This is a genomic window from Limibacillus sp. (assembly GCA_037379885.1).
GTDB lineage: Bacteria > Pseudomonadota > Alphaproteobacteria > Kiloniellales > CECT-8803 > JARRJC01.
The window spans coordinates 13,510-29,179 of sequence record JARRJC010000004.1 but is presented as its reverse complement, the minus strand read 5'-3'; the positions used below and the strand labels follow the sequence as shown (position 1 = coordinate 29,179).

18 protein-coding genes are annotated in these 15,670 nt (G+C 67.3%); 8 read left to right on the top strand and 10 right to left on the bottom strand.

Features of this window, described 5'->3' with window-relative positions; genetic code table 11:
* Window positions 1-15: 15 nt before the first annotated feature.
* The gene (locus P8X75_02490; GenBank protein ID MEJ1994067.1) at window positions 16-1,041 is read right to left on the bottom strand and encodes a DUF6352 family protein; all 1,026 of its coding nucleotides are present in this window, start codon (window positions 1,039-1,041) and stop codon (window positions 16-18) included.
* 213 nt (window positions 1,042-1,254) lie between these two features.
* Between P8X75_02490 and P8X75_02485 the strand changes: the two genes are divergently transcribed.
* From P8X75_02485 to P8X75_02470, 4 genes are all read left to right on the top strand, one after another.
* Window positions 1,255-1,632 (top strand): NADH:ubiquinone oxidoreductase subunit NDUFA12, encoded by a 378-nt coding sequence (locus P8X75_02485; GenBank protein MEJ1994066.1) that lies wholly within the window; start codon window positions 1,255-1,257, stop codon window positions 1,630-1,632.
* Between the two features lie 65 nt (window positions 1,633-1,697).
* Window positions 1,698-2,159, top strand: coding sequence for an outer membrane lipid asymmetry maintenance protein MlaD (mlaD, locus tag P8X75_02480; GenBank protein MEJ1994065.1), 462 nt, complete (start codon window positions 1,698-1,700; stop codon window positions 2,157-2,159).
* 47 nt (window positions 2,160-2,206) lie between these two features.
* A complete protein-coding gene (locus P8X75_02475) occupies window positions 2,207-2,443 on the top strand; it encodes a hypothetical protein (GenBank protein MEJ1994064.1) in 237 nt (78 codons plus the stop codon).
* An 11-nt stretch (window positions 2,444-2,454) separates the two neighbouring features.
* Complete coding sequence (locus tag P8X75_02470; protein ID MEJ1994063.1) at window positions 2,455-2,880, top strand: DUF2155 domain-containing protein; 426 nt, start codon at window positions 2,455-2,457, stop codon at window positions 2,878-2,880.
* Here the strand turns inward: P8X75_02470 and aat are convergent.
* The 6 genes from aat to P8X75_02440 form a co-directional block, all read right to left on the bottom strand.
* Window positions 2,811-3,476 (bottom strand): leucyl/phenylalanyl-tRNA--protein transferase, encoded by a 666-nt coding sequence (gene aat, locus P8X75_02465; protein MEJ1994062.1) that lies wholly within the window; start codon window positions 3,474-3,476, stop codon window positions 2,811-2,813. The genes P8X75_02470 and aat overlap by 70 nt on opposite strands.
* Before the next feature lie 58 nt (window positions 3,477-3,534).
* Window positions 3,535-4,881, bottom strand: coding sequence for an acetyl-CoA carboxylase biotin carboxylase subunit (gene accC, locus P8X75_02460; GenBank protein MEJ1994061.1), 1,347 nt, complete (start codon window positions 4,879-4,881; stop codon window positions 3,535-3,537).
* A 59-nt stretch (window positions 4,882-4,940) separates the two neighbouring features.
* Complete coding sequence (gene accB, locus P8X75_02455) at window positions 4,941-5,390, bottom strand: acetyl-CoA carboxylase biotin carboxyl carrier protein (protein MEJ1994060.1); 450 nt, start codon at window positions 5,388-5,390, stop codon at window positions 4,941-4,943.
* 46 nt (window positions 5,391-5,436) lie between these two features.
* A complete protein-coding gene (aroQ, locus tag P8X75_02450; GenBank protein MEJ1994059.1) occupies window positions 5,437-5,889 on the bottom strand; it encodes a type II 3-dehydroquinate dehydratase in 453 nt (150 codons plus the stop codon).
* A gap of 162 nt (window positions 5,890-6,051) precedes the next feature.
* Window positions 6,052-6,894: a DsbA family protein gene (locus P8X75_02445; GenBank protein MEJ1994058.1), complete on the bottom strand. Its 843-nt coding sequence runs from the start codon at window positions 6,892-6,894 to the stop codon at window positions 6,052-6,054.
* A gap of 39 nt (window positions 6,895-6,933) precedes the next feature.
* Window positions 6,934-8,298 (bottom strand): M48 family metalloprotease, encoded by a 1,365-nt coding sequence (locus tag P8X75_02440; GenBank protein MEJ1994057.1) that lies wholly within the window; start codon window positions 8,296-8,298, stop codon window positions 6,934-6,936.
* A gap of 76 nt (window positions 8,299-8,374) precedes the next feature.
* Here P8X75_02440 and P8X75_02435 point away from each other — a divergent pair, with 76 nt between their 5' ends.
* Together P8X75_02435 and P8X75_02430 are read left to right on the top strand one after the other, a co-directional pair.
* Window positions 8,375-9,982 carry a gamma-glutamyltransferase gene (locus P8X75_02435; protein ID MEJ1994056.1) on the top strand — a complete coding sequence of 536 codons (1,608 nt, stop codon included), beginning with the start codon at window positions 8,375-8,377 and terminating at the stop codon, window positions 9,980-9,982.
* A 71-nt stretch (window positions 9,983-10,053) separates the two neighbouring features.
* Window positions 10,054-11,196 carry a pyridoxal phosphate-dependent aminotransferase gene (locus P8X75_02430; protein MEJ1994055.1) on the top strand — a complete coding sequence of 381 codons (1,143 nt, stop codon included), beginning with the start codon at window positions 10,054-10,056 and terminating at the stop codon, window positions 11,194-11,196.
* Here the strand turns inward: P8X75_02430 and P8X75_02425 are convergent.
* Together P8X75_02425 and P8X75_02420 are read right to left on the bottom strand one after the other, a co-directional pair.
* Window positions 11,193-11,699 carry a GNAT family N-acetyltransferase gene (locus P8X75_02425; GenBank protein ID MEJ1994054.1) on the bottom strand — a complete coding sequence of 169 codons (507 nt, stop codon included), beginning with the start codon at window positions 11,697-11,699 and terminating at the stop codon, window positions 11,193-11,195. The two genes, P8X75_02430 and P8X75_02425, sit on opposite strands and share 4 nt — an antisense overlap.
* The gene (locus P8X75_02420) at window positions 11,699-13,078 is read right to left on the bottom strand and encodes a glutamine synthetase family protein (protein MEJ1994053.1); all 1,380 of its coding nucleotides are present in this window, start codon (window positions 13,076-13,078) and stop codon (window positions 11,699-11,701) included. Before P8X75_02420 ends, P8X75_02425 begins: the two co-directional genes overlap by 1 nt.
* Before the next feature lie 157 nt (window positions 13,079-13,235).
* Here P8X75_02420 and P8X75_02415 point away from each other — a divergent pair, with 157 nt between their 5' ends.
* Both P8X75_02415 and gmk read left to right on the top strand, forming a co-directional pair.
* Window positions 13,236-14,144 carry a YicC family protein gene (locus P8X75_02415; protein MEJ1994052.1) on the top strand — a complete coding sequence of 303 codons (909 nt, stop codon included), beginning with the start codon at window positions 13,236-13,238 and terminating at the stop codon, window positions 14,142-14,144.
* A 61-nt stretch (window positions 14,145-14,205) separates the two neighbouring features.
* On the top strand, window positions 14,206-14,814 hold the full coding sequence (gmk, locus tag P8X75_02410; GenBank protein MEJ1994051.1) for a guanylate kinase: 609 nt from the start codon (window positions 14,206-14,208) through the stop codon (window positions 14,812-14,814).
* Here gmk and rsmA read toward each other — a convergent pair.
* Window positions 14,811-15,659, bottom strand: coding sequence for a 16S rRNA (adenine(1518)-N(6)/adenine(1519)-N(6))-dimethyltransferase RsmA (gene rsmA / locus P8X75_02405; protein MEJ1994050.1), 849 nt, complete (start codon window positions 15,657-15,659; stop codon window positions 14,811-14,813). The two genes, gmk and rsmA, sit on opposite strands and share 4 nt — an antisense overlap.
* Window positions 15,660-15,670 lie beyond the last annotated feature (11 nt).

Sequence of the window (15,670 nt, the reverse complement as noted above, 5' to 3'; positions counted from 1 at the left end):
CCTCCGCGCCCCCCGTCAGGACCGGTCGGCGAGCGGCAGGTTGACCAGCAGGTTTTGCGGCTTGAAGCGCAGCAGCGAGTCGCTGTTCATGCAGAGCGCGAGGTAGACCGGCCGCCCGGCCATGGACTCGGGCATGACCTGCGGGTCCTTGAACTCCATGCGGAAAAGCGACAGCAGCCGGGCGAGGCGCGCTTCGCCCACCTCGTCTCCGTTGTAGAGGTCGTTCAGGAGGCGCGTACCCTCGACGTCCAGTCCGATGTGCCAGACCCAGCGCTCGTCCCGGATCTCCTGCACCGGCTGGATCGAGACCCCGACGCCGAGGAAGTGGGCGATCCAGGCCTCCATGACCCGGCAGAAGGCGTCCAGGCCGTCACCCGCGAAGTTCAGGTTCAAGACGGTGTCGTGGGCTTGGTCGCGCTGAAAGTAGAGATCGGAGTTGTCGGTCGTCAGAACGTCCAGCTCCACGGTGCGCAGCGGCGTCTGCGCCTCCGCGATCAAGCGGCCAAGGTCGCCAAAGCCGCCGGAACTTGAATACATTTCAACGACTTCCTCATCGGCTGCCATGACGTGACCATCGTTGATGGTGACCTTCTGGCTGCGGAAGAAGATCTCCCCGGCGCGCAGCTTCAGGCCGTCCTCCACGCCGTCCAGGATGTTGCGCAGGATCACGTGCGCGAGCTGGTCGATGAAGAGCGGCGGCACGGGCACGCCCGACGAGGGCGCGGTCTCCAGGAACAGGTCCAGATAGGCGGCCTCCAGCGTGCCCGCCTTGATCAGACGGTCCCGGAAGGCGAGGACGATGCGGTAATTTTCGACCGCATCCGGGTCGGCCATCTGCTGCAAGCGCTCTTCGGAGACCGCCTGTCGCGGGTTCTTCAGGAGCTGGGCGTGCAGTGCGCGTTCGGAGTCGCAGGATTCCTCGACCGGACGCACTTCCGGCCGGTTGATGTAGGCGCGCAGAAAATCTTCGGTGACCTTCAGAAAGCCCCGCTCGTCCCGTTCGGTCAGATGAAATCCGCAGTCGTGCCAGAAGTCGGCCATGCTCTCCCCGTCCAAAGGCTCTCGTTGCCGCGATTGCTGCATGCTGGACCCGTATCGGGCCTGTATATTGAGCCCCCGGCGGACTGTCCAGTGGCGCCGCTTTCGCCGCCCCGTGACAGGGCCGCCGGGACTGGACGAAAGGGCCCTTAGGTGCAATAGTCCGGCCTCACGAAAGCCTTTCATCCTGCGACGCGAAGGTTTGACGGAAACGACATGGCAAGCAACTTCGGAACCTGGCTCTTCACCCGCTTTCGCGGCGAAGAGGTGGGACGCGATCAAGAGGGCAACGTCTACTTCCGTGAGAAGGGCGCCCAGGCGCGCAAGGTCGGTTCCTTGCGGCGCGAACGGCGCTGGGTGATCTACAAGGACGAGGTCGAAGCCAGCCGCGTGCCGCCCGAGTGGCATTCCTGGCTGCATCATTGGAGCGATGAGGTGCCACCGCCCGAGGGCGTCAAGCACCGCGAGTGGGAAAAGCCGCACCAGCCGAACCTGACAGGGACCGAGCTGGCCTATCGACCGCCCGGCCATACGCTGAAGGGCGGCGAGCGCGCCCCGACCGGGGGTGACTACGAGGCCTGGAAACCAGAATAGCGGATGCCATACAGCGCCACGCAACAAGAGGCGCAGGGCGACGAGACCAAGGAGCCAAGGGGGCCATGAGCCGCAACATTCTAGAAACCATCCTGGGCGGGATCGTACTGCTGGTGGCAGCGGGATTCGTCATCTTCGCCTTCAACACCACCTCGGTCAGGACCAGCGACGGCTACCGCCTGACGGCGGCCTTTGACAACGCCGCCGGCATCAACGTCGGCAGCGACGTCCGCCTCGCCGGGCTGAAGATCGGCACCGTCACCGAATCCTCCATCGACGCCCAGTCCTTCATGGCGCAGCTGGAACTTTCGATCGACGATTCGATCCAGTTGCCGGAAGACTCTTCGGCGCGCATCGTCCCGGACGGCCTGCTCGGCAGCAACTTCGTGGAGCTGGAGCCCGGCGGCTCGGTGGTGAACCTCTCGAACGGCGGAGCGATCCAGTTCACCCAGGGCGCGGTCAACCTGGCCGACCTGCTAGGCCGCTTCGTCTTCTCCCAGGACGGTCCGGACGGCGGCGGCAACTGAGCGGCCCAGCCTTGCCTTGTCCGCGCGCTTTGCTTAAGTGACAGAGCATGAGCAACGGCGATTCCCACGAATTCACCCTGCCCACCTGGCGTCAGCCCGATGGCGAGCCTCTGTCTTGCGTCGAGAAGATCAAGGTGCTGAACGAGAACCTGGAGGAAATCCGGGAGATGGCCCAGGACGCTCTGGAAGACGGTATCCTGATGGGCTGTGACGAGGCGCAGATACGTGAGGTCTTCGAAGCCCTCGTCGCCTCGCTCGAAAATCCCTACGCCAAGAAAGACTGAGGAAAGGCGCTGTGAAAAAGGCTTCTCTTGCCATCGCCGCCCTGGCGGTCTCCGCCTTGGGTTCCAGCGCCGCCTTTGCGCTCTCCAGCGAGGATTTCTCGGTCGTCGGTCAGACCGCGGTTTTGCAAGGCCTCGACAAGGTGACCGCCCGGGTAACCGAGTTGCAGGTGCCGGTCGGCGGTACAGGGACCTTCGGCAGCCTGCTTGTAACGGTTCGCGATTGCCGCAAGACGCCCCCGACCGAGGAGCCTGAGAGCGCGGCTTTTCTGGAGATCGACGACGATCCGCCCGATGCGGCGGCGACCAGGGTCTTTTCAGGCTGGATGTTTGCCTCCTCGCCGGGCCTCTCGGCCCTGGAGCACCCGGTCTACGATGTCTGGCTGTTGGACTGCAGCACGGCTTCCAGTTCCTCCGAAGAGGGCGCGCCCGCGAACTGAGCCGTTACGTTGATGGCGCGGTTCAAGCGCTCGCGGTAGGCGTCGCGGCTGACTTCCATCGCGCCGAACTGCTCCAGGTGATCGGTCACGAACTGCGTGTCCAGCAGCCGGAAGTTCCCCTCGCGCAGAATGGCGACCAGATGCACCAGCGCCACCTTGCTGGCGTCCGGCACGCGCGAGAACATGGACTCCCCGAAGAAGGCGCCGCCCAGCGCCACGCCGTAGAGGCCGCCCATGAGACGGTCGTCGCGCCAGCATTCGACGGAGTGAGCGTGCCCCATCCGGTGCAGCTCGACATAGAGGCGGCGGATGGTCGGGTTGATCCAAGTGTCGTCCCGGCCCTTCTTGGGCTCCGCGCAGCCGTCGATCACCGCCTCGAAGGCTTGATCCACGCTTACCGTGAAGAGGCCCTTGCGCACCACCTTGCGCAAGCTGCGGGGAACATGAAAGGAATCGAGCGGGATGATGCCGCGCTGGGTCGGCTCGACCCAATGGATTTCGGACGCATCGCGGCTCTCCGCCATCGGAAAAATGCCAATGGCGTAGGCCCGGAGCAACAAATCCGGGCTGAGCAGCAGTTTGGTCGGCTCGCTCAAAAGCTTCCGCCTTCCCCCTAACGGATGGCCGGAACCGTTCGGGCGCCAAACGGGCCCCTCACGTTTTCCGGCCGCTCAGCATCTTCTCCAACCAGTGTATGTTGTAATCGCCATTAATGAAATCGGTCTCTCCGATCAGGCGCTGATGCAGGGGAATCGTGGTCTCCACACCGTCGATCACGAACTCCTCCAGCGCGCGCCGCAGCCGCATGAGGCATTCGTTCCGGCTTTGACCGTGAACCACCAGCTTGGCGATCAGGCTGTCGTAATAGGGGGGAATGGCGTAGCCGGAATAGAGGCCTGAGTCGACGCGCACGCCCAGGCCGCCCGGCGCGTGATAATCGCTCACCCGCCCCGGCGAGGGCATGAAGGTCTCGGCGTTTTCGGCATTGATGCGGCACTCGATGGCGTGGCCTTGGAAGCGGATGTCCTGCTGGGTGATTTCCAGAGGCATGCCGGCGGCGATACGGATCTGCTCGCGCACAAGGTCGATGCCGGTGATCATCTCCGAGATGGGGTGCTCGACCTGAAGGCGGGTGTTCATTTCGATGAAGAAGAACTCGCCGTCCTGATAGAGGAACTCCAGCGTGCCGGCGCTCCGGTAGCCCATCTTGTCCATGGCCTTCAGCGCGATCTTGCCGATACGCTCCCGCTCGGCGCTGTTGAGCGCGGGCGAGGGCGCTTCCTCCAGCACCTTCTGGTGGCGCCGCTGCAGGGAACAGTCGCGTTCGCCCAGGTGGACCACGTTGCCCTGACCGTCCGCGAGGATCTGAACCTCGATATGACGCGGGTTGTCGAGGTACTTTTCCATGTAGACGTCGTCGTTGCCGAAGGCCGCTTTTGCTTCGTTCTTGGCCATCTGCAGGCCCTCGACGAGTTCTTCGGGGCTGCGCGCCACTTTCATGCCGCGCCCGCCGCCGCCGGCCTTGGCCTTGACCAGAACCGGATAGCCGGTTTTCTCGGCGACCTTCAGAGCCTGCGCGTCGGAGGTGACCCCGCCGTCGGAACCCGGCACCACCGGAATGCCGAGACGGATCGCTTCATCCTTGGCCGCGATCTTGTCGCCCATCAGGGCTATGTGCTCCGGCTTCGGGCCAATGAAGGTCATGCCGTGCTCTTCGACCATGTTGGCGAAATCGGCGTTCTCCGAGAGGAACCCGACGCCCGGATGCACGGCGTCGGCGCCGGTGATCGTGGCCGCCGAAAGCAGGGCCGGGATGTTCAGGTAGCTGTCGCGGGACTGGTTGGGCCCGATGCAGACCGATTCGTCCGCGAGGCGTACGTGCATCGCGTTCGCGTCGGCCAGGGAGTGTACGGCAACGGTGTGAATGCCCATCTCGCGGCAGGCGCGGTGGATGCGCAGCGCGATCTCTCCCCGGTTGGCGATTAGGACTTTTTCGAACATGGAGCGGGTCCGCCTTCCTGAACTCGTTCGCCGGCCTGATCCGGGCGCGGCGCTTTAGGTCACTCGATCACGATCAGCGGTTCGCCGAACTCGACCGGTTGGCCGTCCTCCACGAGGATCTGGGTAACCTTGCCGGCGCGCGGTGCTGGGATCTGGTTCATGACCTTCATGGCTTCGATGATCAGGATGGTCTGGCCCTCGCGCACCGTATCGCCGACTTTGACGAAGGCGGGCGTTCCGGGCTGTGCCGCGCAGTAGGCGGTGCCGACCATCGGCGAGGTCACCGCCCCGGCGGGCACGGCGTCCGCGCTGGGACCGGCGGGCGCCGGCGCCGCCGCGGGCGCAGGAGCGGGCGCGCCGACGGCGTAGTTCGCCACGGGCGCCGATCCGCCGCGCGAGACGCGGATGCGGTGGCCTTCGGACTCGTACTCGATCTCGGTCAGGCCGGTCTCCTCAAGCAACTCCGCCAGGCGGCGCACAAGGTCGTCATTCAGATCAAATTCAGCCATCTTTCCTGTTCTCGCTAAAGCACTCGGCTTTTTTCGCTATTGGGTCTTACGCGCTCTCTCCGATGCGCTCGGCAACGGCCTCAAGCGCGAGCAGGTATCCGGTAGCCCCCAGCCCCATGATGACACCTGATGCCGCCAGGGACACGTAGGAATGGTTCCGGAAGGATTCGCGCCGGTGAATGTTGGAGAGGTGCACCTCCACGACCATTCCCTCGTAGGCCTGAAGCGCGTCCAGAATGGCGACCGAGGTGTGGGTAAAGGCGCCGGGGTTCATGACGATCGCCGCGTGGCTCTGGCGGGCCTCCTGGATCCAGGAGACCAGCTCGCCCTCATGGTTGGACTGCCGTGCCTCCAGCGTCAAACCAAGGGCGCCCGCCCGCTCCGCGCAGGCGGCCTCGATCTCGGCAAGCGTGGTCGAGCCGTAGACGTCAGGCTCGCGCGTGCCCAGCAGATTGAGGTTCGGTCCGTTGAGGAGCAAAACGCTCCGCGCGTCGGCCAAGGCGGCAATTCCCCCTGATATCGGTGGCGAGGAGACTATTCTCCGTCCGCAGAGTGGTTAACACAAGCCGTACGCGCCGTGCAATTGCAGCCGTCCGTTCGCCTGGCCTCCTGTGCGGCCTTGTTGGCCTGTTCCTCCGGAGCCGTCCCCGGTGGCCCTGCGTCACCCCTGACTGTCGCGCTGTTCCTGGATCAGGGCGCGCAGGCGGTCCTCCGGCACGGCGCCCGGCAGGAAGCTGTCGCCCAGCACGAAGCTTGGCGTGCCGCCGATGCCGAGATCGCGGGCCAGCTCCTGGTTCCGGGCCAGGATGTCCTGGGTTTCCTTGCTCTCCATGTCCGCCTTCAGCTGCTCCATGTCCAGGCCCACCAGCGCCGCGATCCGGTCCACGTTGTCATCGGTGATCGAGACGCCGTCGCTCATCAGCGCCATGTGGAACTCCTGGTACTTGCCCTGCTTCTGCGCGGCCACGGCGGCGCGCGAGGCATAGAGGGATTCCGGCCCCAGGATCGGGAACTCCTTCATCACCCAGCGCAGGTCAGGATCTTCTTCCAGCAGCCTTTGCATGGCCGGGACCATGCGCCGGCAATAGCCGCAGCGGTAGTCGAAGAACTCAACGATCGTCACCGATCCCTCCGGATTGCCGAAGACCGGCGAGGTGGGGTCGTTCTTCAAGGCGTCGCTGCGCGCCAGGATGACCTGACGGCGGTGTTCGGCTTCGGCCTGGCGCTGGCGGTCCTCCATGGATCGCAAGGACTCGATGATGACCTCCGGGTGATTGCGGATGTAGTCCTCGATCACCTGGTTCAGCGCCTCGCGGTCGATGCCCTCGGGCAGGGGCGGGAGGCTCTGTTCCGTGGTCTGGCCGAGCGCGCTTGCCGCCTGCCCGATCAGCAGCGCCAGCGCCAGCAAGGCGCCAAGCAGCAGGTGGCCTCGCGCCGCTTGCGCCGTTTGCGCCTGCGGGTCCCGTTCCGCCCGGACCTGGGCCGTGATTCCGGCTCTCTTCATGCTTTCCTCTCCAAATTCAGGGGCCCTCGGCCCGCAGTGTCAGTTGCCCGAAGCGCGGTTCTTCAACTCGCTGTCGGCATAGCGTTTCAGGTCTTCGGCGCGCAAGCGGTCGCCGCTGCCCTCGGGCAGCAGGGAGAGCGCGCGTTCGGACTGCCCGCGCGCCTCCAGGAAATCGCCGCGCGCCGCGGCGGCTTCGGCCAGCGCCAGGGCGGCCTTGCCGACGTTGCCCATCCGGCCCTCGGCGATGGCGAGCTGGCGCCAGGCCGACGCGTTCCTCGGCTCCTCACTGAGCGCCAGCGTCAGGTTTTCCTTGGCTTCGTTCAAGAGGGAAGGGTCGTTCGCTTCGACCAGGGTATGGGCGAAGGCCATGCGCAGCAGGGCCGACTCCGGGTCGTAGCGGACTGCCTGACGATAGGGCTCCACGGCTTCGGCGACGCGGCCGTTCTCGAACAGAACCTGGCCCTTCAACTCATGAAAGTAAGGGTCTTCAGGATATTCGGCCAACAGGCCGTCGATCATGGTGAGGGCCTCATCGATGCGCCCGGAGCGGTAGTTCATGATGGAACGCGCGTAGCGGGCGGGCAGCGACTGGTCGCTCTCCGGGTATTCGATCATCACGACGTTGGGCGCTTTCAGGAAGCCGATCAGCTTTGCCTGCATGCGCGCGTGGCGGAGTTGCATGTCGCTGGGAAAGTCTTTTCCGGCAAAGGGCGAATTGGTGACCGAGTCCCTGAGGTAGTTCATGCGGTCGGTGGTGAGCGGGTGGCTGCGCAGGTAGGGGTCCTGGTTGGAGCTGAGCAGCGCCTCCTGCCCCCTCAGCTTGCTCATGAAGGTCAGCAGGCCCTCCGCGGAGTAGCCCGCACCCTCCATCAGACGGACGGCCGCCTGATCGGCCGAGGCTTCCTGTCCGCGCGTGTAGAGCAGCAGGTCGCGCAGAATCGCGTTCTGTCCGGCGGACACGGCGGCTGCGCCCACGCGCCCGTCGCCGCTGAGAATGGCAGCGCCCAGTCCGAGCACGTAGGTGGCCCAGAGCGGCCCCTGAAGCGCTTCGATCTGGGACTTGCGGGCGGCGATGTGGCCGCCCTCCAGGTGGCCGGTTTCATGGGCGATCACCCCGGCCACTTCGCCCATGTTGTCGGTAGCCAACAGAAAGCCGGTGTGCAAAAACATGTTGAGGCCGCCGGCGACGAAAGCGTTGAGCGTATCGTCGTTGATCAGGTAAACGTCGATGGCCTCGGGGGGCAGACCGGCCTGCTGGAACAGCGGCGTCGAGACGACGCGGATGGTATCTTCGATCTCCGCATCGCGAATGAATGAAGGGCGGTCCTGCGCAGGCGCGGCGGTCGCCACGAACAGGGTAAGGATAAAGGCGAAAATGGCCGAAGAACGAGAAGCTCTACGCACGGTGCGTCCCTTGTTGTCCAAGGACAAAGGTAGGCGGGCGGACAGCGCACTTCAACGCGGCATTCGTGGCGAAACTATGACGCAGGTGCCGCGGCGCGGCGCCGGGGCTCTCCGCCCCGCGGCGCTTTTGACCGCCGCCGCCCTCGCGCTTTCGGCCTGTGGCGGCGAGCCGGAGGGCGTTCTGGACGTGCCCTATACCTTTTCCGGGGCCGTGGTGGCCGAAGAGCCGCAGGCGGCCACCATCGCGCGCGAGGTGCTCTTGAAAGGCGGGTCCGCCGCCGATGCGGTGGTGGCGGGCGCCTTTGCCATGACGGCGACGCTGCCGTCACGGGTCGGCCTGATGGGCGGCGGGGCCTGCGTTGTCTTCGATGGCGGCTCGCGCACCGGCGATTCCCTGGTCTTCAGGGCCGAGCAGGGCGCGTCCGGCGGCATGATTCCGGGTTTCGTGCGCGGGTTGGACGCGCTGCACGCGCGCTACGGCTTCTTGCGTTGGCCGCAGCTTGTCGCGAGCGGCGAGGCCCTGGCCCGCTTCGGCGGCAAGACCAGCCGGGCCTTCGCCCGCGACGCCGCCCAGGCGCGCCAGTTGCTCGCAGGCGATCCGACCCTGGCGTCGATCTTCCTCGGCCCCGATGGCCAGCCGCCGCGTGAGGGCGAGCCGGTGGAGCAAGTGGCGCTCTCGGTCACGCTGGGTCAGGTCCGCCAGAACGGATTGACGGCTGTCTACCGGGGCGACTTCCCGGAGCAGCTGGCCGCCGCCTCGCGCCCGCTGGGCCAGCCGCTCACCGCGGCCGAGATTCGCGGTTACAAAGTTGGCTACAGCGCGCCGCTGTCCGTGGACTTCACCGAGGGCACGGCCTTCTTCGCGCCGCCGCCCGCCATCGGCGGCCTTGAAGGCGCGCAGCTCGCCTACCTGCTCACAGAAGAACAGGATCTGGCGGACGAGGAGGGCGCAGCGGCCCTCCACCTGCTGGCCGAGGCCGCGCAGAACGTCATCCTGGCCCGTGATGGCTGGCGCGCGCCCAATGGCGGCGCGAAGGTGCCGATCGGCCCGCAGCTCGACGAGGACCGCATGGACGCGCTCCTGGCCGGGTACAACCCGCAGCGGCATCAGCGCCCGGCGGGCAGCGGCGGGCTGCTGGCGCCGGGCGGGGAGCGTCCGGACACCCCGGCCTCCGCCAGCCTGATCGCCGTGGACTACCGCGGACAGGCGGTGGCCTGCAGCTTCTCCCTGGGGCGCCTCTTCGGCAGCGGGCGTCTGGACCCCGAAACGGGCCTGCTTTTCGCCACGCCTGAGAACGACTCCGCGCAGGTGCTGTCGCCCGTCGTGGTCGGCAGCGAAAACAGCGGCAAGGTCTTGTTCCTGGGCGCCGCCGCGGGCGGCATGGCCGCGCAGCAGTCGCTGATCCGCGTCATGATCCAGACTTTCGAGGAGGAGGGCGGCCTGCGCCGCTTCATCGAGCAGCCGCGCGCCGCCCACAACGGCTATCCCGACGCGGTCTTCGCCGAGCGCATCCTGGACCAGGGGGTGCGGTCCGCGCTGGAGCAGCGCGGCCACCGGGTCGAGGTGGTGCCGCAAATCGGCGCCCTCAGCGCCATCTACTGCCCCGAGGGTCTGGCCCAGCCCCAGCTCTGTCAGGTGGAGGCCGACCAGCGCGGCTTTGGGCTTCCCGCCCGTGCGGACTGACACCGTGCGGACTGACACCGTGCGGACTGACCTGAAGGACCGTGCTTGACCAAAAGGACCGAGGAACCCCGATGAAACTCTCCCGCCGCAGTCAGGTCGATCCCTTCATCGTGATGGACGTGATGCGGGCCGCCGCCGAGCGCGCGGCGGAGGGCAAGGAGGTGCTGCACCTGGAGGTAGGCCAGCCCGGCAGCCCCGCGCCCGAGGCCGTGCGCCGCGCCACCGCCCAGGCGCTGGAGGGCGACCCCATCGGCTTCACGGTGGCGTTGGGCATCCCTGCGCTGCGCGAGGCCATCGCCCGGCACTACGAGGAGGCCTACGGGGTCGATCTGGACCCGGCCCGCGTGGTGGTGACCACCGGCTCCTCGGCGGCCTTCACGCTCAGCTTCCTGGCGGCCTTCGACCCCGGCGACCGCGTGGCGCTGGCCGCGCCCGGCTATCCGGCCTACCGCAACATCCTGAAGGCCCTGGACATCGAACCGGTGATGATCGAGGCGGAGGCTGAAGACCGCTTCCAGCCGACCCCTGCGCTGCTCGATAGGATCGAGGGCAAGCTCGACGGCCTGATCATCGCCAGCCCCTCCAACCCCACCGGCACCATGATCGACGAGCCGCACCTGAAAGCGCTGGTCGACTACTGCCGGGAGCGGGAGCTGCGCATCATCTCCGACGAGATCTACCACGGCATCACCTTCGCCGGGCGGGGCGTCTCGGCGCTGGAGCTGACCGGCGACGCCGTGGTCATCAACTCCTTTTCCAAGTACTTCTGCATGACCGGCTGGCGGCTGGGCTGGATGGTGCTGCCCGAGGAGATGCTGCGGCCCATCGAGTGCCTGGCCCAGAACCTCTTCATCTCGCCCCCGACCCTCAGCCAGGTGGGCGGCGTCGCCGCCTTCGGCTGCAAACCCGAACTGGACCGGCGCGTCGCGGACTACGCCAAGGCCCGCGCCCTCCTGCTGGAGCGTCTGCCCAAAGCCGGCCTCACCAAGCTCGCCCCCGCCGACGGCGCCTTTTACATCTACGCGGATGTCGGCGACTTCACCAACGACAGCAAGTCCTGGTGCACCCGCCTGCTCAACGAAACCGGCATCGCCGCCACCCCCGGCATCGACTTCGACCCGGCCCGAGGCCACCGCTTCGTAAGGCTCAGCTTCGCGGGGAAGTACGAGGAGATCGAGGAGGCGTGCGAGCGGTTGGGGGAGTGGCTCGCTTAAAGGGCCTTCTTCATAAACAGGCTCAGCGGGTCGGCCTGGTACTCACCGAAGGGCCCGCACTCCTCGAACCCATATCTCCGATAGAGCGCGATGGCTTCGGGTTGTTTGCTGCCGGTTTCCAGCTTGATCGCCGCTAGGCCGAGGGTTCGGGCTTCCTGTTCGATGCGCAGGAGCAGGGCCTTGGCGATGCCTTGGCCGCGCGCCTCTTCGGTCACGAACATGCGTTTCAGCTCGCCGTAGGTCTCGGCCGCGCCGTAGTCCTGAGCCGGGACCAGGGCGGCCATGCCGTGGGGGCGGGTTTCCAGGCGCGCCACGAAGAAGAGCGCGCCGGGCCGGGCCAGGCTTTCGGGGTCGAGCAGGTGGTTGCTCTCGGGCGGATAGAGCGCCTGCTGGTAGGCGTCCAGGGCCTCGATCAGGGGGCGGATCTCCGCGCCCCGCGGGTCCTCCCGCGTGATCGTTAGTCCGGGAGGCACCAGTCCGGGGCGCATCAATCCGGGGCGCATCAGTCCGCTTGGAGGTACCAGCGGTACTCCGTCGAGGTGATCTCGGCCTCGAAGCGCTCGACCTCGGCCATTTTGCAGGCGGCGTAGGTCTTCACGTACTCCTCGCCCATGTAGGCAGGCAGCAGGGTCGCTTCCTCCAGCACCTCCAGCGAGCGGCGCGGGCGGAAGGTCAGGCCCTCGTCGTAGGCGACGCCGGCGTTGCCTTCCCAGGCCGGGCCGGGGTCGCACTTGTTGGTGAGGCCGTGGTGGATGCCCGCCAGGGCCGTCGCCAGCGCCAGATAGGGGTTGGCGTCGGCGCCCGCCATGCGGTGTTCGATGCGCCGCGCGTCGCCTTCGCCGAGCGGGATGCGCAGCGCGACCGAGCGGTTCTCGTAACCCCAGGAGCGCGCGATCGGCACGAAGATGTCGGGCGCGAAACGGCGGTAGGAGTTGAGGTTCGGCGCGAGGAAGGCCATGGCCTCCGGCAGGGTTTCCAGCATGCCGCCGACCGCGTTCAGCAGCAGCGGGCTGGCTGGGTTCTCCGGGCCGCCGTCGAAGACGTTGTTGCCGTCCTTGTCCAGCAGCGAGATGTGCATGTGCAGGCCGCTGCCCGCCTGATCGGGGTAGGGCTTGGACATGAAGGTCGCGCGCATGCCGTGGCGCTTGGCGACGCCCTTGACCACGCGCTTGAACATGACGCAGTGGTCGGCGGCCAGCAGCGGGTCGGGCACGTGGTGCAGGTTGATCTCGAACTGGCCCGGCGCGTACTCCGCCGAGATGGCCCCGGTGGGGATTTCCTGGTCGTCGCAGGCCAGGGAGATTTCGTCCAGAAGGTCGGCGTAGGCGTCGACCTCGGTCATGCCGTAGACCTGGGTCCCGGTGTCGCGCTCCCCGCTCAAGGGGGAGATCGGCGGCTGCGGGATCGAGCCGGGCAGCAGCTCCGGATCGATCAGGTAGAACTCCAGCTCCATGGCCACCACGGGCGTGTAGCCCAGGTCGAGAAGCGGCTGCATGGCGCGGCGCAGCACGTTGCGCGGCTCGAAGTAATAGGGGCTGCCGTCGTCCTCGGTCAGGGTCAGCATGACCTGGAGCAGCGGCGACTTCGACCAGGGCGCCGGCTTCAGGGTGCCGGGGATAGGCAGCGCCTTGTTGTCCGGGTCGCCGTCGGAAAAGCCGCGCCCGCTGGGGTCGTGGCTCTCGCCCTTGGTGTCCAAAAGGAAGACCGAACCCGGAAAGGCGAGGCCGCCCTTCAGGATCTTGTCCAGCTGATCGATGGGGTAGCGCTTGCCGCGCACCACACCGGAGAGATCGGCGAAGAAACAATCGACGGCCTTGGCGTCAGGGCACTTGGCAAGGGCGTCGGCTGCTTCCTCGGCGAGGGTCATTGTCGTATCTGGCATGATGCGCCTCTTATCCACCGGCCAAATGCGGCGGTCAAGGGGGCAGTTTATGCACAAGCCGGGCGCGCCCCGGCGGGCCTTAGCGCCTTGCGGGGTGGGCCACAAGGCGTATAAGAAAGGCGCGAGCCGAGACGAAGGGGGAGCGGATCCAGCCGCCATGGCCAAACAACCGGACAACAAGCCGATCTGCAGCATGACCGCCTTCGCCCGCCAGGCGGGCGGGCTGGAGGCGCTGACCTGGACCTGGGAGATCAAGTCGGTCAACGCCAAGGGGCTGGAGCCCCGCGCGCGCCTGCCCCAGGGCCTGGAGGCCCTGGACGCGCAGATCCGCCAACGGCTGCCCAAGCGCCTGGCGCGCGGCAGCCTACAGATCAACCTCGTGCTGGACCGCTCCGCGCAGGAGCAGGAGGTGCGGCTCAACGAGGCCGTGCTGACCCAGCTTCTGGCCGAAGGCAAGCGCCTGGAGCAGGAGCAGGGCCTGGCCCCCGCCAGCGTCGATGGCCTGCTCGCCATCAAGGGCGTGGTGGAGGTGCTGGACCCGGTCGAGGACGAGGCCGCCAAGGAGGCGCGCGAGGCAGCGCTGCTGGAGGACTTCGACAAGGCCGTCGATCAGCTTATCGCCGCCCGCCGGGCCGAGGGCGAGCACCTGCTGGGCGTGATCAACAGCCAACTGGAAGAGCTGCTGCGCCTGACGCAGGAGGCGGGCGATCTCGCGGCGACCCAGCCGGAGGCCTTGAAACAGCGCCTGACCGCGCAGCTCGCCGAGTTGCTGGGCGAGGACAGCGGCGTCGCGCCAGAGCGGCTGGCCCAGGAGGTCGCTCTCTTGTCGGCCAAGGCCGATGTGCGCGAGGAACTGGACCGCCTGGCCGGGCACATCGCCGCGCTCAGCGACCTGCTGGAGGCGGGTGGACCGGTCGGGCGCCGCCTGGACTTCCTCTGCCAGGAGCTGAACCGCGAGGCCAACACGCTCTGCTCCAAGTCCGCGGACATGGACCTGACGCGCCTGGGGCTCGCCCTCAAGGCGACCATCGACCAGCTCCGCGAGCAGGTCCAGAACATCGAATGAGCCGGCGCAGGGGAGGCAGGCGAGCGTGAACAAGGAAGAGACCATCAAGCGCCGGGGTCTGATGCTGGTGCTCTCTTCGCCCTCCGGCGCGGGCAAGACCACCATCTCGCGGGAGATCCTGAAGCGCGAGCCCGCCATGACACTCTCCATCTCCGCCACCACGCGCCAGCCGCGCCCGGGCGAGGTCGAGGGCAAGGACTACTTCTTCGTCACGGCCGAGCGCTTTTCCCAGATGGTCGGGGAAGACGCCTTCCTGGAGCATGCACGGGTCTTCGAGAACCGCTACGGCACGCCCCGCGGGCCGGTCGAGGCCGCCTTGAGCGAGGGCCGCGACGTGCTGTTCGACATCGATTGGCAGGGCACCCAGCAGCTCCGCGAGTCGGCGCGCGACGATCTGGTCTCGGTCTTCATCCTGCCGCCCTCCATGGCCTCCCTGGAAGAGCGCCTGAGGAGCCGCGCCCAGGACAGCGAGGAGGTGGTGCAGCAGCGCATGGCCAAGGCCGCCGACGAGATGAGCCACTGGCCGGAGTACGACTACATCGTGGTCAACCGCGATATCGAGGAGAGCGTCGCCAGGGTGACCGCGATCCTGAACGCCGAGCGCCTGCGCCGGGACCGCCAGAGCGGCCTGCGCGCCTTCGTCGAAAGCCTGCGCGGCGAGCAGGACTAGCCTCTTTCAGCCTCCCAGGCCTCCGACAGGCGGCAGAAGTCGGCGACGCTCAGCTCCTCGGCGCGCGCCGTCTCCTTGACCCCCGCGGCTTCAAGGATCGCCAGCGTGTCGCCGCCCAGGGCTTTCAGGCTCTGGCGCAGCATCTTGCGGCGCTGCCCGAAGGCGGCGGCGGTAACCTTCTGAAGCGTCTGCGCCTTGGCCGGATGGCTGGGGGCCGCGCGCGGGATCAGCCGCGCGACGCTGGAGGTGACCTTGGGCGGCGGCACGAAGGCCTTGGGCGAGACGTCGAAGACGATCTCCACCTCGCAGAGCCATTGGGTCAGGACGCTGAGGCGGCCGTAGTCCTTGCTGCGCGGTTGCGCGGTCAGGCGCAGCGCCACCTCCTTCTGGAACATCAGGACCAGCGCCGAGAGCGCCGAGGGGTCGCGCGCCAGCAGCATCAGCCAGCCGATGAGGAGCTGGGTGGAGACGTTGTAGGGCAGGTTGGCGACGATGCGGCGCGGGGCGGGGCCCAGGGTCTCGACCTCCGTCTCCAGTGCGTCGCCCGAGATGACGGTCAGGCGGTCCGGGAAGGCGGCGGAGAGCTCGGCCAGCGCGGCCAGACAGCGCTCGTCCCGCTCGATCGCGACCAGATGCCGGGCGCCCTCAAGCAGCAGCGCGCGGGTCAGGCCGCCGGGCCCCGGCCCGACCTCGATCACCGTGCCCGCGGAAAGATCGCCACCGGCGCGCGCGATGCGGCGCGTCAGGTTCATGTCGAACAGGAAATGCTGACCCAGGCTCTTGCGCGCGCCCAGCCCGTGGCGGGCGATGACGTCGCGAAGAGGCGGTAGGTCGGGCTCTGCCATGACCGTGCCTT

Bases quoted from the DNA above. Each gene is read 5' to 3' on its own strand.
- P8X75_02490 (MEJ1994067.1), bottom strand. From the start codon at position 1,041: ATGGCCGACTTCTGGCACGACTGCGGATTTCATCTGACCGAACGGGAC.
- P8X75_02430 (MEJ1994055.1), top strand. From the start codon at position 10,054: ATGAAACTCTCCCGCCGCAGTCAGGTCGATCCCTTCATCGTGATGGAC.
- mlaD (MEJ1994065.1), top strand. From the start codon at position 1,698: ATGAGCCGCAACATTCTAGAAACCATCCTGGGCGGGATCGTACTGCTG.
- rsmA (MEJ1994050.1), bottom strand. From the start codon at position 15,659: ATGGCAGAGCCCGACCTACCGCCTCTTCGCGACGTCATCGCCCGCCAC.
- P8X75_02445 (MEJ1994058.1), bottom strand. From the start codon at position 6,894: ATGAAGAGAGCCGGAATCACGGCCCAGGTCCGGGCGGAACGGGACCCG.
- P8X75_02475 (MEJ1994064.1), top strand. From the start codon at position 2,207: ATGAGCAACGGCGATTCCCACGAATTCACCCTGCCCACCTGGCGTCAG.
- accB (MEJ1994060.1), bottom strand. From the start codon at position 5,390: ATGGCTGAATTTGATCTGAATGACGACCTTGTGCGCCGCCTGGCGGAG.
- gmk (MEJ1994051.1), top strand. From the start codon at position 14,206: ATGCTGGTGCTCTCTTCGCCCTCCGGCGCGGGCAAGACCACCATCTCG.
- P8X75_02485 (MEJ1994066.1), top strand. From the start codon at position 1,255: ATGGCAAGCAACTTCGGAACCTGGCTCTTCACCCGCTTTCGCGGCGAA.
- P8X75_02425 (MEJ1994054.1), bottom strand. From the start codon at position 11,699: ATGCGCCCCGGATTGATGCGCCCCGGACTGGTGCCTCCCGGACTAACG.
- P8X75_02420 (MEJ1994053.1), bottom strand. From the start codon at position 13,078: ATGCCAGATACGACAATGACCCTCGCCGAGGAAGCAGCCGACGCCCTT.
- P8X75_02415 (MEJ1994052.1), top strand. From the start codon at position 13,236: ATGGCCAAACAACCGGACAACAAGCCGATCTGCAGCATGACCGCCTTC.
- P8X75_02435 (MEJ1994056.1), top strand. From the start codon at position 8,375: ATGACGCAGGTGCCGCGGCGCGGCGCCGGGGCTCTCCGCCCCGCGGCG.
- accC (MEJ1994061.1), bottom strand. From the start codon at position 4,881: ATGTTCGAAAAAGTCCTAATCGCCAACCGGGGAGAGATCGCGCTGCGC.